We start from the raw sequence: 14,576 nt of genomic DNA on the forward strand, positions 1-14,576 counted from the left end.
TTTCGGTTATGCCTTTTGCTTGTTGCGGCGATTCGTGATGACCATCGAGGCCAGGACGAACAGGACGGCGACCAGGAACATGGCCGTGCCGATGACATTGATCTGGACCGGCGTTCCGCGCTGCGCCGAGCCCCACACGAACATGGGGAAGGTGACGGTCGAGCCCGCGTTGAAATTGGTGATGATGAAATCGTCGAAGGAGAGCGCGAAGGAGAGCAGCGCGCCCGCGGCGATTCCGGGGGCCGCGATGGGCAGGGTGACGCGGAGGAACGTCTGCGCCGGGCCGGCGTAGAGGTCCTGGGCCGCCTGCTCCAGTCGCGGGTCCATCGACATCACGCGCGCCTTGACCGCGGTGACGACGAAGCTGAGGCAGAACATGATGTGCGCGATCAGGATCGTCCAGAAGCCCAGCTGGGCACCCATGTTGAGGAACAGGGTGAGCAGCGAGGCGGCCATGACGACCTCGGGCATGGCCATGGGCAGGAAGATCAGCGAGTTCACTGCGCCGCGTGCGCGGAAGCGGTAGCGGACCAGCGCGAAGGCGATCATCGTGCCGAGGACCGTGGCGCCGATCGTCGCCCACACGGCGATCTGGAGGCTGAGGGACAGCGAGCCGCACATGTCGGCGACGCCGCACGGGTCCTTCCAGGCGTCCGTGGAGAACTGCTGCCACTCGTAGTTGAAGCGCCCCTTCGGTTTGTTGAAGGAGAACACCGTGACGATGACGTTGGGCAGCAGCAGATAGGCGAGGGTCAGCAGTCCCGCGATGACGACGAGACGGCGCTTGAGCCAGTTGACGAAGGGCATTTAGACCAGATCCTCCGTCCCGGACCGGCGAATGTAGATCGTGACCATGAGGAGAATCGCGGCCATGAGGATGAAGGAGAGGGCGGCGGCCGTCGGGTAGTCCAGAATGCGCAGGAACTGCGTCTGGATGACGTTGCCGATCATCCGGGTGTCGGTGGAGCCGAGGAGTTCCGCGTTGACGTAGTCGCCGGCCGCGGGGATGAACGTGAGCAGCGTGCCGGAGACGACGCCCGGCATCGACAGCGGGAAGGTGACCTTGCGGAAGGTCGTCCAGGGCTTCGCGTACAGGTCGCCCGCGGCCTCGTGCAGCCGGCCGTCGATGCGCTCCAGCGAGGTGTAGAGCGGCAGGATCATGAACGGCAGGAAGTTGTACGTCAGTCCGCACACCACGGCGAGCGGAGTCGCCAGGACACGGTCGCCCGCGGTCCAGCCGAGCCAGTTGGTGAGGTCCAGGATGTGCAGCGAGTTCAGGGTGTGCACGACCGGGCCGTTGTCCGCGAGGATCGTCTTCCAGGCCAGGGTGCGGATCAGGAAGCTGGTGAAGAACGGGGCGATCACCAGGATCATGATCAGGTTCCGCCAGCGGCCCGCGCGGAAGGCGATCAGGTACGCCAGCGGGTACCCGAGCAGCAGGCACAGCCCGGTCGCGGCGGCGGCGTAGAAGACCGAGCGCAGGAACTGCGGCCAGTACTCGGTCAGCGCGTCCCAGTAGGTCGCGAAGTGCCAGGTGACCTTGTAGCCCTCCTCCAGGGAGCCCGTCTGCACGGACGTGGAGGCCTGGTAGATCATCGGCAGCGCGAAGAAGACGATCAGCCAGAGCATGCCGGGCAGCAGCAGCCAGTAGGGGGTCCAGCGGCCGCGCTTGCGCGGGGGCTTGTTCTCCGGCGCGGTGGGGGCGAGAGGCGGGGGCGCCTCGGTGAGCGTCGACATGTCTACGCGGCCTCTTCCTCGACGCTCTCCACGCCCGCGTCGATGTCCTGGGCGGCGTCGAGACCGAAGGTGTGGGCCGGGTTCCAGTGCAGGACGACCTCGGCGCCGGGCACCAGGCGGGCGTCGCGGTCGATGTTCTGGGCGTAGACCTCGAACTCGGGGCAGACCGGGCTGTCGATGACGTACTGCGTGGAGACGCCGATGAAGCTGGAGTCGACGATCTTGCCGGTGATGCGGTTGCGGCCCTCGGGGATCGAGCCCCCGTCGTCGGCGTGCGTGAGGGAGATCTTCTCCGGGCGGATGCCGACGAGCACCTTGCCGCCGGTCCGCGTCGGGGCGGAACACCGCGCCACGGGCAGCACCAGCTTGCCGCCGCCCGCCTTCAGGACGATGTCCTCGCCGCTCTTGGTGTCGACCTCGGCCTCGATGAGGTTGGAGGTGCCGAGGAAGTTGGCGACGAACGTGGTCTGCGGGTTCTCGTACAGGTCGGCGGGCGAGCCGAGCTGTTCGACCCGGCCCGCGTTCATCACGGCGACCGTGTCGGCCATGGTCATGGCCTCCTCCTGGTCGTGCGTGACGTGGATGAAGGTGATGCCGACCTCGGTCTGGATGCGCTTGAGCTCCAGCTGCATCTGGCGGCGCAGCTTGAGGTCGAGGGCGCCGAGGGGCTCGTCCAGGAGCAGCACCTTGGGGTGGTTGATCAGCGCGCGGGCGACCGCGACGCGCTGCTGCTGGCCGCCGGAGAGCTGGTGCGGTTTCTTGCGCGCCTGCTCGCCGAGCTGGACGAGGTCGAGCATCTCCTCGACCTGCTTCTTGACGCTCTTGATCCCGCGCCGGCGCAGGCCGAAGGCGACGTTCTCGAAGATGTCCAGGTGCGGGAAGAGGGCGTACGACTGGAAGACGGTGTTCACCGGCCGCTTGTACGGCGGCAGGTGCGTCACCTCCTGGTCGCCGAGGTGCACGGTGCCGGCGGAAGGTTCCTCCAGACCGGCGATCATGCGCAGGGTGGTGGTCTTGCCGCAGCCCGAGGCGCCGAGCAGGGCGAAGAAGGAGCCCTGCGGCACGGTCAGGTCGAGCGGGTGTACGGCGGTGAAGGAGCCGTAGGTCTTGCTGATCCCGGTGAGGCGGACGTCGCCGCTGGTGTCTGTCGTCATCATCGTCACGCCCCTGTGAGCTTCGCGAACTTCTCTTCGTAGGCCGTCTCTTCCTTCTGGCTCAGCGAGCGGAAGGCATGGGACTTGGCCTGCATGGCCTTGTCGGGAACGATCAGCGGGTTGTTCGCCGCGTTCTTGTCGATCTTCGCCAGGTAGGGCTTCACGCCGTCGACCGGGCTCACGTAGTTGATGTAGGCGGCGAGCGCGGCGGCCTGCTGGGGCTCGTAGTAGAAGTCGATGAGCCGCTCGGCGTTCGTCTTGTGGCGCGCCCTGTTGGGGATCAGCATGTTGTCGCTCGACGTCATGTAGCCGCTGTCGGGGATGACGAAGTCGACGTCCGGGCTGTCCGCCTTGAGCTGGACGACGTCACCGGCCCAGGCGACACAGGCCGCGAAGTCGCCCTTGGTCAGGTCGGACGTGTAGTCGTTGCCGGTGAAGCGGCGGATCTGGCCCTTGTCGACGGCCTTCTGCAGCCGGGCTGTCACCGCGTCGAAGTCGTCGTCGGTGAAGTTCGCCGGGTCCTTGCCCATGTCGAGCAGCGTCATGCCGATGCTGTCGCGCATCTCGGACAGGAAGCCGACGCGGCCCTTGAGCTTGGGGTTGTCGAGCAGGTCCGAGATGGACTTCACCTCGATGCCGTCGAGCGCCTTCTTGTTGTAGGCGATGACGGTCGAGATGCCCTGCCACGGGTACGAGTAGGCGCGGCCCGGGTCCCAGTCCGGGTTGCGGAACTGCGCCGACAGGTTGGTGTAGGCGTGCGGCAGGTTGGACGGGTCGAGTTTCTGCACCCAGCCCAGGCGGATCATCCGGGCGGCCAGCCAGTCGGTGAGGACCACGATGTCGCGGCCGGTGTCCTGGCCCGCGGCGAGCTGCGGCTTGATCTTGGCGAAGAACTCGTTGTTGTCGTTGATGTCCTCGGTGTACTTGACCTGGATGCCGGTCCGCTTGGCGAACGTCTCCAGCGTCGGGTGGTGCTTGCCGCTGTCGTCGAGGTCGATGTACTCGGTCCAGTTGGAGAAGTTGACGACCTTCTCCTGCTTCGAGTGATCCTCGGCGGACGTACCGCCCTGCGTCCTGCCGGCCGCGGGGATCCCGCAGGCGCTCAGCGCCCCGAGTCCGCCCACCGCGAGCGCGCCGCCCGCGGAGGCGCGCAGCAGCGACCGTCGGGTCATGGCTGCCCTGCCGTTGCGGAAGCTGCGCCGCATGGCGGCCACTTGGGCCGGGGTCAGGCGGTCGGGCTCGTACTGCTCCATGCGCGTGGTGCCCTTTCGGGAGGATGGGCGGCCGCGGGTCAGGCGGCCTGTTGTCTCACCCGGCGGTAGCCGGAAATTGTCTACAGCCGGTCCCCGAAGATCGTGCGGTGCCAGTCCTTGCGAACCACCGCCATATTGTCGAACATGACGTGCTTTACCTGCGTGTACTCCTCGAACGAGTACGTGGACATGTCCTTGCCGAAGCCGGACTGCTTATAGCCTCCGTGCGGCATCTCGCTGATGATCGGGATGTGGTCGTTGACCCACACACACCCCGCCTTGATCTCGCGGGTGGCGCGGTTCGCCCGGTAGACGTCCCGGCTCCACGCGGAGGCGGCCAGGCCGTACGGGGTGTCGTTGGCCAGCCGGATTCCCTCATCATCACTGTCGAACGGCAGAACGACCAGCACCGGCCCGAAGATCTCGGACTGGACGATCTCGCTGTCCTGGGGCGCGTCGGCGACGAGGGTGGGCCGATAGTACGCGCCGTCCTTGAGCTCCCCCTGCGGAGCCTCGCCGCCGGCCAGCACACGCGCGTAGGCACGTGCCCGGTCGACGAAGGCGGCGACCCGGTCGCGCTGGGCGTGCGAGATCAGCGGGCCGAGGTCGGTGCCGTGGGCGAAGGGGTCCCCGAGCCGGACGGTCTCCATCAGGGCGGCGGTCCGCTCGACGAACGCCTCGTAGAGCGGCCGCTGCACGTACGCGCGCGTGGCGGCCGTGCAGTCCTGCCCGGTGTTGATGAGCGCGCCGGCGACCGCGCCGTTGACCGCCGCCTCCAGGTCCGCGTCGTCGAAGACCACGAACGGTGCCTTGCCGCCGAGCTCCAGGTGGATGCGCTTGACGGTGGCGGTGGCGATCTCGGCAACGCGCTTGCCGACGGCGGTGGAGCCGGTGAAGGAGGTCATGGCCACGTCGGGGTGACCGACGAGGTGCTCACCGGCCTCCCTGCCCGTGCCGGTGACGATGTTGATGACGCCGTCGGGGATCCCGGCGTCCGTGGCGGCCTGGGCGAAGAGCAGCGAGGTCAGCGGGGTGAGCTCGGCGGGCTTGAGCACGATGGTGTTGCCCGCGGCGATCGCCGGGAGGATCTTCCAGGCGGCCATCTGGAGGGGGTAGTTCCAGGGTGCGATGGAGCCGACGACCCCGATGGGCTCACGGCGGATGTACGACGTGTGGTCGCCCGAGTACTCGCCGGCGGACTGACCCTGCAGATGACGGGCCGCGCCCGCGAAGAAGGCGGTGTTGTCGATCGTCCCCGGGACGTCGAACTCCCGGGTCAGCTTGAGCGGCTTGCCGCACTGCAGGGACTCGGCGCGGGCGAATTCCTCGGCGCGGTCGGCGAGCACGGCGGCGAAGCGGTGCATCGCGTCGGAGCGCTCGCCCGGGGTGGTGCCGGCCCAGCCCGGAAAGGCGTCCCGGGCGGCGGCGACGGCGGCGTCGACGTCGTCCGTCCCGGCCAGCTCGTAGGTGTAGACGGCCTCGCCGGTGGCGGGGTCGACCACGGCGTGGTGGCGGCCGGACGTGCCCTTGGTGAGACGTCCGGCGATGAACTGCGCGCCGTCCGCGAGGCGCTCCTGCGCCGGGAATCGGTCCGGGGTGGCAGTGCCCGGGATGTCCATGTCGCTCTCCTCCGCCGTCGCCCCGTCCCGGGGGACGGGTGGCGTAGCTCCAGCTCGATTTGAGTGCCGATCCTGACAGAGCAAGGGGAGTGCAACAAGTGATTCCGTTGTTGCCTTTTGGTTACGCGACGGAATCTGTCGACCAGGTGTCGAGTCCGCCAGGAAAAGGGGGGACGGAGTGTCAGTGGTGCGTGCCAGACTCGCGTGCATGGGGAAGATCGACTGTCTTGAGTCCCTGATCAGGGAGGTCCGCGCGGGGTCGCGCGTCAAGTATCTGCACTTCTGGGGACACCGGCCGCGACCGGACGGGCGGATCGGGGCGAGCTGCCTGAGTCAGTGGTGGCCGTCACCGTTCGTGGTGGACGGAGTCGAATTCGCGACGGCCGAGCACTGGATGATGGCGGGCAAGGCACGCCTCTTCGGGGACCCGGAGGCCGAGCGCCGGGTTCTGGCGGCCGGCCATCCCTCCCAGGCCAAGAAGGCCGGGCGGCTGGTGCGCGACTTCGACGAGGCGATATGGGAGCGGGAGCGCTTCCGGATCGTCGTGGAGGGCAGCGTCCACAAGTTCACCGCGCACGCCGGGCTGCGCGAGTTCCTGCTGAACACAGGCGACCGCGTCCTGGTCGAGGCGAGCCCCGTCGACCGCGTGTGGGGCATCGGGCTCGCGGCGGACGACGAGGCGGCGCAGCACCCGGAGCGGTGGCGGGGGCCGAACCTGCTGGGGTTCGCGTTGATGGAGGCGCGGGAGAGGATCGCCGGCGGCGCCTGAGGCCGGGGCTGTGCGGCGGCCGTCCGGGGGCGCGGGGACTCTCGTGTCGGCGTCAGGTGACGTTCGCGATCTCCAACGCGACCATCACCAGCGCGAGGACGATGCCCACGGAGCCGCAGATGATGCCGGCCAGGGACTGGCCCGGGTTCGTGGCCTCGCCGCGGCGGGCCTTGCCGCGGCCGATCGCGCCGAAGATCACGCCCAGCGCGCCCAGCACGAGGGCCAGCGGCCACGCGCAGAAGCAGATGGCCGCCAGGATGCCCAGCACCAGTCCGGCCGTGCCCATGCCGTTGCTCGGCATGGGCTGCGTGCCGGGCCACCCGTAGTACCCCGCCGGGGCGCCGTGCGCCACCGGACCGGGACCGCCGTATCCCGGCGGCGCCGGGTAGCCGTACCCGGCGGGCCCGCCCGGGTAGCCGTACGGCACCTGCCCCGGGCCGTCGGGGGCTATGGGGGGCGGCGGGACGGGGGCGCCCTGGGGATAAGGGCCTGCCCCGGCGGGCGGGGCGAACGGGTTTCCGGGGAGGGGGGACGCGGGAGCCGGCGGGGCGAACGGGCTCGGAACCGGCGGCGTCGGTGGGGCGAAGGGCCCGCCCCAGGCCGGGGGCGCGGGGTCGTTCGGGACGGAGGTGACCGTCTGCCGGTCGTGAACGGAGACCGGGGGCGTGGTTCCGGTCCCGCCGGAGAACACGGTGTCACGGGCGCCGGAGCCGGACGCCGGGGAGCCGTCGGCCGGGGCTGCCCAGGGGTTGGCATCGGCCCGGGGCACGGCCGGAGGCACCGGGTCCCCGGCCCCGCTCGCGGGTTTGTCCAGGGGCACCTTGGGGGCCGCGCCCCACACGGGCGGCCCGGCCGTGTCGCCGGAGCCCGCCGCCGCAGAGTCGTCGGCCGGGGCCGCCCACGGGTTGGCGTCGGCCCGGGGCACCGGTGGCACCGGGTCACCGGTCCCGGCCCCGCTCGCGGGTTTGTCCAGGGGCACCTTGGGGGCCGCGCCCCACACGGGCGAGCCGGGCGACGGGACCGTGTCAGCCGGTGCCCGGTCGGCGGGCGGCGCCCAGGGGTTCGGGGACCCTCCGTCGTACGAGGCGTCGTCGCGTGGAGTCGGCCGGCTCTCGGCGGCGTTCTCCGGTGACTGCGGCGCCTCGTCGGCCATTGCGCAGGATCCCCTCTCGTGTATGTCCCGTCATGCTACGGCGCGGACCTGCCCGCCATGGACCGGGCCTACGATGATCCCGACTCACCGATCAGCCGATCACCCGCGCCCGGACCACGGTCCGAGGGCGCCGTTCCCGGGGAGGAACCCTTGACCGACACCGCCGCCCGCGACCTGCACGCCTTCATCGCCGGACTGCCCAAGGCCGAACTGCACGTCCACCACGTCGGCTCCGCCTCCCCCCGCATCGTCTCGGAACTGGCCGCCCGCCACCCCGACTCCAAGGTCCCCACCGACCCCGAGGCCCTGGCCGACTACTTCACCTTCACGGACTTCGCCCACTTCATCGAGGTGTATCTGTCCGTCGTCGACCTCGTCCGCACCCCGGAGGACGTCCGGCTGCTCACGTACGAGGTGGCCCGCGACCTGGCCCGGCAGCAGGTGCGCTACGCCGAGCTCACGATCACCCCGTTCTCCTCGACCCGGCGAGGCATCGACGAGCGCGCCTTCATGGACGCGATCGAGGACGCCCGGAAGGCGGCCGAGGCCGAGTTCGGGACCGTGCTGCGGTGGTGCTTCGACATCCCCGGCGAGGCGGGCCTGGAGTCCGCCGAGGAGACGGCACGGCTGGCCACGGACGACCGGGTCCGCCCCGAAGGGCTGGTGTCGTTCGGGCTCGGCGGGCCCGAGATCGGCGTGCCCCGGCCGCAGTTCAAGCCGTACTTCGACCGCGCCATCGCCGCCGGGCTGCGGTCCGTGCCGCACGCCGGCGAGACGACCGGCCCCGAGACGGTCTGGGACGCCCTCACCGATCTGCGCGCCGAGCGCATCGGCCACGGCACCAGCTCGGCCCAGGACCCGAAGCTACTCGCCCACCTCGCCGAACACCGCATCGCGCTGGAGGTCTGCCCGACCTCCAACATCGCCACCCGCGCGGTCCGCACCCTCGACGAGCACCCGATCAAGGAGTTCGTGAAGGCCGGGGTCCTGGTCACGATCAACTCCGACGACCCGCCGATGTTCGGCACCGACCTGAACAGCGAGTACGCGGTGGCCGCCCGGCTGCTCGGCCTCGACGAGCGGGGCCTCGCCGACCTGGCGAAGAACGCGGTCGAGGCCTCCTTCCTGGACGCGCCGGGCAAGGCCCGGATCGCGCAGGAGATCGACAGCTACACCTCGGCGTGGCTCGCGCCCTGAGCCCGCGCCGCGGACGGGCCCACGGACCCTCCACAATGGGCCCATGCAGACCGTGACCGCCGTCGCGCACCGCGGCGACCCGTACCGCTTCCGTGAGAACACGACCGACTCGCTGCGTTCCGCGCTCCAGCGGGGCGCGGACGCGGTCGAGTTCGACGTACGGCTCACCCGCGACGACGTACCCGTGCTGCTCCATGACGAGACGCTGAAGCGGCTGTGGGGACACGACCGGCCGCTGAAGTCGCTGTCCGCGGACGAGGTGCGCGGGCTCACGGCGGGCGGGGTGCCGACGCTGGCGGATGCGCTGGCCGCGACGGACGGCGAGCGGGTGATGGTCGACCTGCCGGGCCGGGTCGACCGCCGCGCCGCCGCGAGGATCGTGGACGTGATCCGCCAGTGCGACGCGCGGGACCGCGTCTACTACTGCGCGGCCGCCCCCGCCATGCTCTCCCTCCGCGCCGCCGACCCCTCCGCCGAGATCGCCCTGACCTGGACGACGCTCGCTCCCCCGCGCCCGGCCCTGCTGAACGCGGTGCGCCCGCGCTGGCTCAACTACCGTTTCTCCCTGGTCGACCACGACCTGGCCGCCCGCGTCCACCGCGACGGCTGTCTGCTCTCCGTCTGGACCCCCGACACCCGCCGGTCCATGCGCCGCCTGATCGACCTGGGCGTCGACTCGATCACCACGAACCGCGTCGACGTCCTGTGCGCTACACGCGTGAGCGCTGAGCCACCGTCGCCGGGTCGGCCGGGGTCGCGCGCGTGACGTACTGCGGGACGGGTGTGTCGTCCTTGCCGGTGTCACGGACCAGGCCGTAGCGCTTCACGCCCTGGCCGGGACCGGTCGTGACGTCCTTCTCCACCGCGTCCCAGGTCGTGGGGAAGACGTTCAGGCCGTAGTCGGCGCCCCGCTCGTTCACGGTGAGGGTGACGCTGCCGTCGACGTAGAAGTACTCGTTCTGCCACATCTGCTGGGTGCCGGACGGCAGGACCGCGTAGCCGGTGGCCGAGCTGCCCATGCCGGTGGCGGAGCTGTCGGTGGTGCTGACGGGGTCGTCCATGCGGCGGCCGCCGCCCGAGGCCACATGGAAGAGCTTGCCCCGCAAGCGGGTCCAGCTCGGCATGACCAGGCTGCCCGCCCGGTACTGCGGCGAGATCTGCCAGCGGACGAGGACGTAGCCCTCGCCGCTGAGCGTCACGCCGTCCCCGCGGTGGTTCATGGTGGCGTGCGCGCCGCCGGTGCTGGTGATGCCGGTCCCGGGGCGGTGCGGCAGGGCGGCGGGCGGCGTGTCCAGGTCCGGGGCGCGGTCGACGGCGTCGACGACACTGCCGTACGGCGCGGCCTTCTCCTGTGTCACCGACGGTGAGGGAGAGCGTGCGGGTGAGGACGAGGGCGCGGCGGGAGGAGACGGCGCGATGTGCGTGCTCGCGGCGGCGGTGGGCGCGGTGGCGGTGTGGGGAGGCGGGTCGTCCGGCGTCTGCACGACGACGTAGACGCCGCCCGCGGCGATCGTCGCGCCCGCCGTCACCGCCACGGCGGGCTTGGTGAGCACGCCCAGGACCTTCGCGGACCAGCCGGCCGACGTCGCCGCCACCGCCGTCTTGCCGCCGAGGGCGAGGGACAGCGTGAACCCCGCCGGGACCGGCACGAGGGCGATGCCGGCCAGGAGCCGCTCCGCCGGTACGACGGACTCGCGTGTGTCGCCGCAGTAGCCGCAGCCCCTGATGTGCCGGGCGAGCCGCTTGCGCCAGACCGAGTCGGGCCGCCCGTTCCAGCGGGAGGTCAGCTCCCGCAGCTCCGGGCACGCCCCGTCCAGTGCGCGCACGATGCCGCGCGAGGTCGCCAGCCGCTCCTTCATCCGCTGGACGCGCACGGCGGCGTGCTGCCGGCTGATGCCGACGGCCGCCGCCAGTTCACGCCGGGTCAGTTCGCCCGCGACCTCCAGCCACCACAGCGACAGCAACTGCCGGTCCTCGGCGTCCAGCCAGCGCACCGCCTCCGCGACCTCACGCCGCTGCCCCTCCAACTGCAGCCGCAGGACGGTGAGTTCGGCGAAGTCGGCGGCGCCTTGCGGCATGCTCTCGTCCAGCGGCTGCGACGTCCTGCGGCGCGCCCGCTCCCGTATCTGCCGCATCGCGATCGCCATCAGCCAGGACCGGAAGCTGTCCGGGTCGCGGAGCGTGCCGAGGTTGCCGACGGCGCGCAGCATGGTCTCCTGGACGACGTCGTCCACGTCGGCGTGACCGTTCAGGGCGCGGCCGACGACGTTGTACACCAGGGGCAGCCAGCCCTCCACCAGTTCGTCCAGCGCCCGCCGGTCGCCCGCCTGCGCGGCCGCGATGGTGGAGCGCCACTGCCGCCCGTGCACATCCGTCCTCATGCCCGCACCTTCTCAGCCGGGGGCGCGCCGTTGGCAATGTCGGGGATCACAGTGCGGAGACGGAGCGAAGGGTTCCGGGATAACACTTTTTTCGGCGTCCGCCCGCCCGGTCCCCGGGCCCGTAGGGGCCATCCCGGACAACTCCCCTGTCTCACGGGCGACTTGATGAGGGTCGAGCCAGGGACGGACACCCTCCTCACCGACGATCCGGACCGCGGCTGGCCGCCGCAGGATGATCACGAATCGGACGCCCCTCTCCTCAGGAGTGAACAGATGCACGCTCGCAGCCGCACCACCGTCCTTGCCGCCTCCGTCGTCCTGGCCCTCGTGGCCGGCCCGCTGGCCGCTCCCGCCTTCGCCTCCCCGGCGACGGCCTCCGTGCGCGCCGAGTCCGGCCCGGACGCCGAGGCCCTCGCCGCCGCGATCGCCGGACTCCCCGACCACGACGCCACCGCCGCGGTAATCCGCGTCGGCGGCAAGGGGACATGGCGCGGCACGGCCGGGGTACGCGACGTCCGGACCGGGGCAGCGGCGCTGGAGAACGGGCGCTTCCGCGCCGGTTCGGTGACAAAGGTGGTCACCGCGGCGATGGTGCTGCAGCTGGCCGCCGAGGGCCGCATCGACCTGGACGGCACCGTGCAGCAGTATCTGCCGGGCCTGCTCACCGAGGACTTCAGGCCCATCACCGTGAGGGAGCTGCTGAACTACACCAGCGGCCTGCAGCCGGGCGCGTCGTTGGGTGACACGGTGGAGGAGGGGTACGCGCACCGCTTCGAGACCCTGACGCCCCAGCAGGTCGTGGCGGAGTCCGTCGCCCAGGGGCCGGCGTACGAGCCGGGCACCCACCAGGACTACGGGAACATCCACTACACCGTGCTCGGCATGCTCATCGAGAAGGTGACCGGCGACTCGTACGCGCACCAGGCCGCGGTGCGGATCTTCCGGCCGCTCGGCATGCGGAACAGCTCATTCCCCGTCGGTGCCGACCCCCGCGTCCACGGACCGCACAATCGTGGATACGACTGGATCGGCGACAAGTTGGTGGACGTGACCGACTGGAACATGTCCGACCGCCGGGCGGCGGGCGACATGATCTCCACGACCGCCGACCTGGAGCGGCTGCTGGTGGGGCTGTTCCGCGGCCGGGTGGTGCCCCAGCCGCAGCTGAAGGAGATGTTCACGCTTCCCGACGTACCCGGTGCGCGGTACGGCGCGGCGCTGGAGCGGTTCGAGCTGAACGGCCGGGTGATCTGGGGCAAGACGGGCTCACGGCCCGGCTATGCCACGGTGATCGCCGCCACCCCCGACCTCTCCCGCACTCTGGTCTATTCGGTCAACTCGACCGACGCGAAGGGCGACGGCCAGGCCGTCGCCCAGCGCTTCGCCTACCCCGCGTTCAACCGCTGACGAACCTCCCGTCCAGCACCTCCAGTCGCTTGATCTTCTTCCGTACGACGTACAGCGGGAGGACCCCGAACACCCCGAACGACATGTCGACCAGGCTCCACCAGAAGGGGATTCCGCGGACCGGCCCGCAGATCAGGGCGAGCGGGATGATCCCGGCACAGGCGATCATCCCGAACTCGACGACCCAGATGTTGCGGACCGGATCGCGGTACGGCCCGAGGAAGGCGACCGCGATGACGAGATGCGCGAACGCCAGCCAGTCGGTGCCGTACAGCACGAACGGGTACTCGGCGTCGACGGCGTCCAGCCCGCGCCGCACCCGCGAGATCCAGTCCATCAGCCCCGGCAGGTGCTCCGGCACGGACAGGGACCGCAACACGTCCTCCGTCCAGCGCAGTTCGTGCACCAGCGGAAAGGCGGTGGCGCCACTGAGCACCAGACACACGACGAAGGAGACCAGCCAGACGCGGATGCCCTTGAGCAGGGCGGCTCTGTCGCTCATGGGTGAAGCGTACGCCTGGAATTGAACACGTTCAAAACACTGTCGGCCGAGCTGGTCCGGGCGAAGCCGTAGCCCACCCGGGGTGCGAGGCGTGCACGAATGGCGGTGAATCATTGCGTAATTCTTGGACATACAACTAAATTTCCGCCCACCGCTTCGAGATGTCACCGGCAGACGGGGGCAAAGGATGGGCACGGACGACCGCGTCGCGGTGACGACCGGGATCGCACGACTGCACGCGTCACCCGGACTTGCCGGGCCCGGCCGACTCGGACTGGTGACCAACCACACCGGCGTCCTCCCCGACCTGCGCCCGGCCGCGCCCGCGCTGATCGAGGCCGGCGCGCGACTGGTCGCCCTGTTCGGTCCCGAGCACGGGCTGCACGGGACCGGCCAGGCAGGCGAGAGCGAGGCCGCTCGGGCGGACTCCGACACCGGCCTGCCGGTTCACGACACGTACCGGTGCGGCGGCGAGCGACTCGACAAACTGCTGATCGACAGCGGCGTCGACGCCCTGGTGTACGACCTGCAGGACATCGGGGCCAGGTTCTACACCTACGTGTCGACCATGTTCGACCTGATGGTCTCGGCAGCCCGTACAGGCGTACGCTTCGTGGTCGCGGACCGGCCGAATCCCCTCGGTGGGCTGGTCAGCGAGGGCCCGCTGCTCGACCCGGCGTGGGCCAGCTTCGTCGGGCGCGCCCCGATACCCGTCCGGCACGGCCTCACCTGCGGGGAACTCGCCCGGCATCTCAACGCCTCGGCCGTACCCCAAGCGGCGGGCACTGCCTCCCACCTGACGGTCATCGAGGCGGTCGGCTGGCGGCGCGCCACGGACGCGGAGGCCACCGGCCTGCCGTGGGTCGCGCCCTCGCCGAACATCCCGACGCCCGCCACCGCCACCGTCTATCCCGGCACCTGCCTGTTCGAGGGGACGAATCTCTCGGAGGGCCGTGGCACCACGCAGCCCTTCGAGATCGTCGGGGCCCCGTACATCGACGCGCGGTTCGCGCCCTCGCTCGCCGAGCTCACCCTGCCCGGAGTCCACTTCCGTGATCTGCGGTACGTACCGACCTTCCACAAACACGCCGGACGGCCGCTGCGCGGGGTCCAGCTCCACATCACCGACCGCGAGGCGTTCGCTCCCGTACGCACCGCCGTCGCCATGCTCGCCACGCTGCGGCGGCTGTACCCGGACGACTTCGCCTGGCGCACCGCGGACGGCGGCGTGGAGGGGACCGGCCACCGTCACTTCATCGACCTGCTGTGGGGCTCCGACCGGTTGCGGCGCGCCCTCGACGCGGGCGACGACCCGCTGCCGCTGTGCGATCCCCCGGCCCCACCCGGCCGGTGGGCCGGTGACGACGTGCTGCTCTATGCCTGAGACCTGCCGTACGCCCGGAA

Annotated in this window: 12 protein-coding genes and 1 pseudogene; 5 read left to right on the top strand and 8 right to left on the bottom strand. The window is 70.7% G+C overall.

Annotated elements, in window-relative coordinates; all coding sequences use genetic code 11:
• Positions 1–6 precede the first annotated feature (6 nt).
• The 5 genes from ACIPSA_RS33695 to ACIPSA_RS33715 form a co-directional block, all read right to left on the bottom strand.
• The gene (locus tag ACIPSA_RS33695) at positions 7–807 is read right to left on the bottom strand and encodes an ABC transporter permease (RefSeq protein ID WP_402641502.1); all 801 of its coding nucleotides are present in this window, start codon (positions 805–807) and stop codon (positions 7–9) included.
• Positions 808–1,737, bottom strand: coding sequence for an ABC transporter permease (locus ACIPSA_RS33700; RefSeq protein WP_402641505.1), 930 nt, complete (start codon positions 1,735–1,737; stop codon positions 808–810).
• 2 nt (positions 1,738–1,739) lie between these two features.
• A complete protein-coding gene (locus tag ACIPSA_RS33705; protein WP_402642045.1) occupies positions 1,740–2,891 on the bottom strand; it encodes an ABC transporter ATP-binding protein in 1,152 nt (383 codons plus the stop codon).
• Positions 2,892–2,896: 5 nt separating this feature from the next.
• Entirely contained in the window at positions 2,897–4,144 is a 1,248-nt protein-coding gene (locus tag ACIPSA_RS33710; RefSeq protein ID WP_402641508.1) for a spermidine/putrescine ABC transporter substrate-binding protein, read from the bottom strand.
• Positions 4,145–4,224: 80 nt separating this feature from the next.
• Positions 4,225–5,763: a gamma-aminobutyraldehyde dehydrogenase gene (locus ACIPSA_RS33715; protein ID WP_402641510.1), complete on the bottom strand. Its 1,539-nt coding sequence runs from the start codon at positions 5,761–5,763 to the stop codon at positions 4,225–4,227.
• Positions 5,764–5,971: 208 nt separating this feature from the next.
• Between ACIPSA_RS33715 and ACIPSA_RS33720 the strand changes: the two genes are divergently transcribed.
• Positions 5,972–6,532: an NADAR family protein gene (locus tag ACIPSA_RS33720; protein WP_402641512.1), complete on the top strand. Its 561-nt coding sequence runs from the start codon at positions 5,972–5,974 to the stop codon at positions 6,530–6,532.
• Positions 6,533–6,584: 52 nt separating this feature from the next.
• Here the strand turns inward: ACIPSA_RS33720 and ACIPSA_RS33725 are convergent, their stop codons facing one another.
• Positions 6,585–7,685: a hypothetical protein gene (locus ACIPSA_RS33725; RefSeq protein WP_402641515.1), complete on the bottom strand. Its 1,101-nt coding sequence runs from the start codon at positions 7,683–7,685 to the stop codon at positions 6,585–6,587.
• 57 nt (positions 7,686–7,742) lie between these two features.
• Here ACIPSA_RS33725 and ACIPSA_RS33730 point away from each other — a divergent pair.
• Positions 7,743–8,882: pseudogene (locus ACIPSA_RS33730) on the top strand (adenosine deaminase).
• Between the two features lie 43 nt (positions 8,883–8,925).
• The gene (locus tag ACIPSA_RS33735; RefSeq protein WP_402641516.1) at positions 8,926–9,648 is read left to right on the top strand and encodes a glycerophosphodiester phosphodiesterase; all 723 of its coding nucleotides are present in this window, start codon (positions 8,926–8,928) and stop codon (positions 9,646–9,648) included.
• Here the strand turns inward: ACIPSA_RS33735 and ACIPSA_RS33740 are convergent.
• Entirely contained in the window at positions 9,593–11,263 is a 1,671-nt protein-coding gene (locus ACIPSA_RS33740; RefSeq protein WP_402641519.1) for an RNA polymerase sigma factor, read from the bottom strand. The two genes, ACIPSA_RS33735 and ACIPSA_RS33740, sit on opposite strands and share 56 nt — an antisense overlap.
• A gap of 273 nt (positions 11,264–11,536) precedes the next feature.
• On the opposite strand from ACIPSA_RS33740, the gene ACIPSA_RS33745 reads away from it, so the two are divergent.
• Positions 11,537–12,670, top strand: coding sequence for a serine hydrolase domain-containing protein (locus tag ACIPSA_RS33745; RefSeq protein ID WP_402641521.1), 1,134 nt, complete (start codon positions 11,537–11,539; stop codon positions 12,668–12,670).
• Here the strand turns inward: ACIPSA_RS33745 and ACIPSA_RS33750 are convergent.
• Entirely contained in the window at positions 12,660–13,172 is a 513-nt protein-coding gene (locus ACIPSA_RS33750; RefSeq protein ID WP_402641524.1) for a hypothetical protein, read from the bottom strand. The genes ACIPSA_RS33745 and ACIPSA_RS33750 overlap by 11 nt on opposite strands.
• 187 nt (positions 13,173–13,359) lie before the next feature.
• Between ACIPSA_RS33750 and ACIPSA_RS33755 the strand changes: the two genes are divergently transcribed.
• A complete protein-coding gene (locus tag ACIPSA_RS33755) occupies positions 13,360–14,556 on the top strand; it encodes an exo-beta-N-acetylmuramidase NamZ domain-containing protein (RefSeq protein WP_402641527.1) in 1,197 nt (398 codons plus the stop codon).
• The last annotated feature ends 20 nt before the right edge of the window (positions 14,557–14,576 follow it).

The organism is Streptomyces sp. NPDC086549 (assembly GCF_044746205.1).
Classification (GTDB): domain Bacteria; phylum Actinomycetota; class Actinomycetes; order Streptomycetales; family Streptomycetaceae; genus Streptomyces.

Excerpts from the sequence above, each read along its gene's own strand:
- ACIPSA_RS33695 (WP_402641502.1), bottom strand. The coding sequence starts at position 807 with ATGCCCTTCGTCAACTGGCTCAAGCGCCGTCTCGTCGTCATCGCGGGA.
- ACIPSA_RS33700 (WP_402641505.1), bottom strand. The coding sequence starts at position 1,737 with ATGTCGACGCTCACCGAGGCGCCCCCGCCTCTCGCCCCCACCGCGCCG.
- ACIPSA_RS33705 (WP_402642045.1), bottom strand. The coding sequence starts at position 2,891 with ATGACGACAGACACCAGCGGCGACGTCCGCCTCACCGGGATCAGCAAG.
- ACIPSA_RS33710 (WP_402641508.1), bottom strand. The coding sequence starts at position 4,144 with ATGGAGCAGTACGAGCCCGACCGCCTGACCCCGGCCCAAGTGGCCGCC.
- ACIPSA_RS33715 (WP_402641510.1), bottom strand. The coding sequence starts at position 5,763 with ATGGACATCCCGGGCACTGCCACCCCGGACCGATTCCCGGCGCAGGAG.
- ACIPSA_RS33720 (WP_402641512.1), top strand. The coding sequence starts at position 5,972 with ATGGGGAAGATCGACTGTCTTGAGTCCCTGATCAGGGAGGTCCGCGCG.
- ACIPSA_RS33725 (WP_402641515.1), bottom strand. The coding sequence starts at position 7,685 with ATGGCCGACGAGGCGCCGCAGTCACCGGAGAACGCCGCCGAGAGCCGG.
- ACIPSA_RS33735 (WP_402641516.1), top strand. The coding sequence starts at position 8,926 with ATGCAGACCGTGACCGCCGTCGCGCACCGCGGCGACCCGTACCGCTTC.
- ACIPSA_RS33740 (WP_402641519.1), bottom strand. The coding sequence starts at position 11,263 with ATGAGGACGGATGTGCACGGGCGGCAGTGGCGCTCCACCATCGCGGCC.
- ACIPSA_RS33745 (WP_402641521.1), top strand. The coding sequence starts at position 11,537 with ATGCACGCTCGCAGCCGCACCACCGTCCTTGCCGCCTCCGTCGTCCTG.
- ACIPSA_RS33750 (WP_402641524.1), bottom strand. The coding sequence starts at position 13,172 with ATGAGCGACAGAGCCGCCCTGCTCAAGGGCATCCGCGTCTGGCTGGTC.
- ACIPSA_RS33755 (WP_402641527.1), top strand. The coding sequence starts at position 13,360 with ATGGGCACGGACGACCGCGTCGCGGTGACGACCGGGATCGCACGACTG.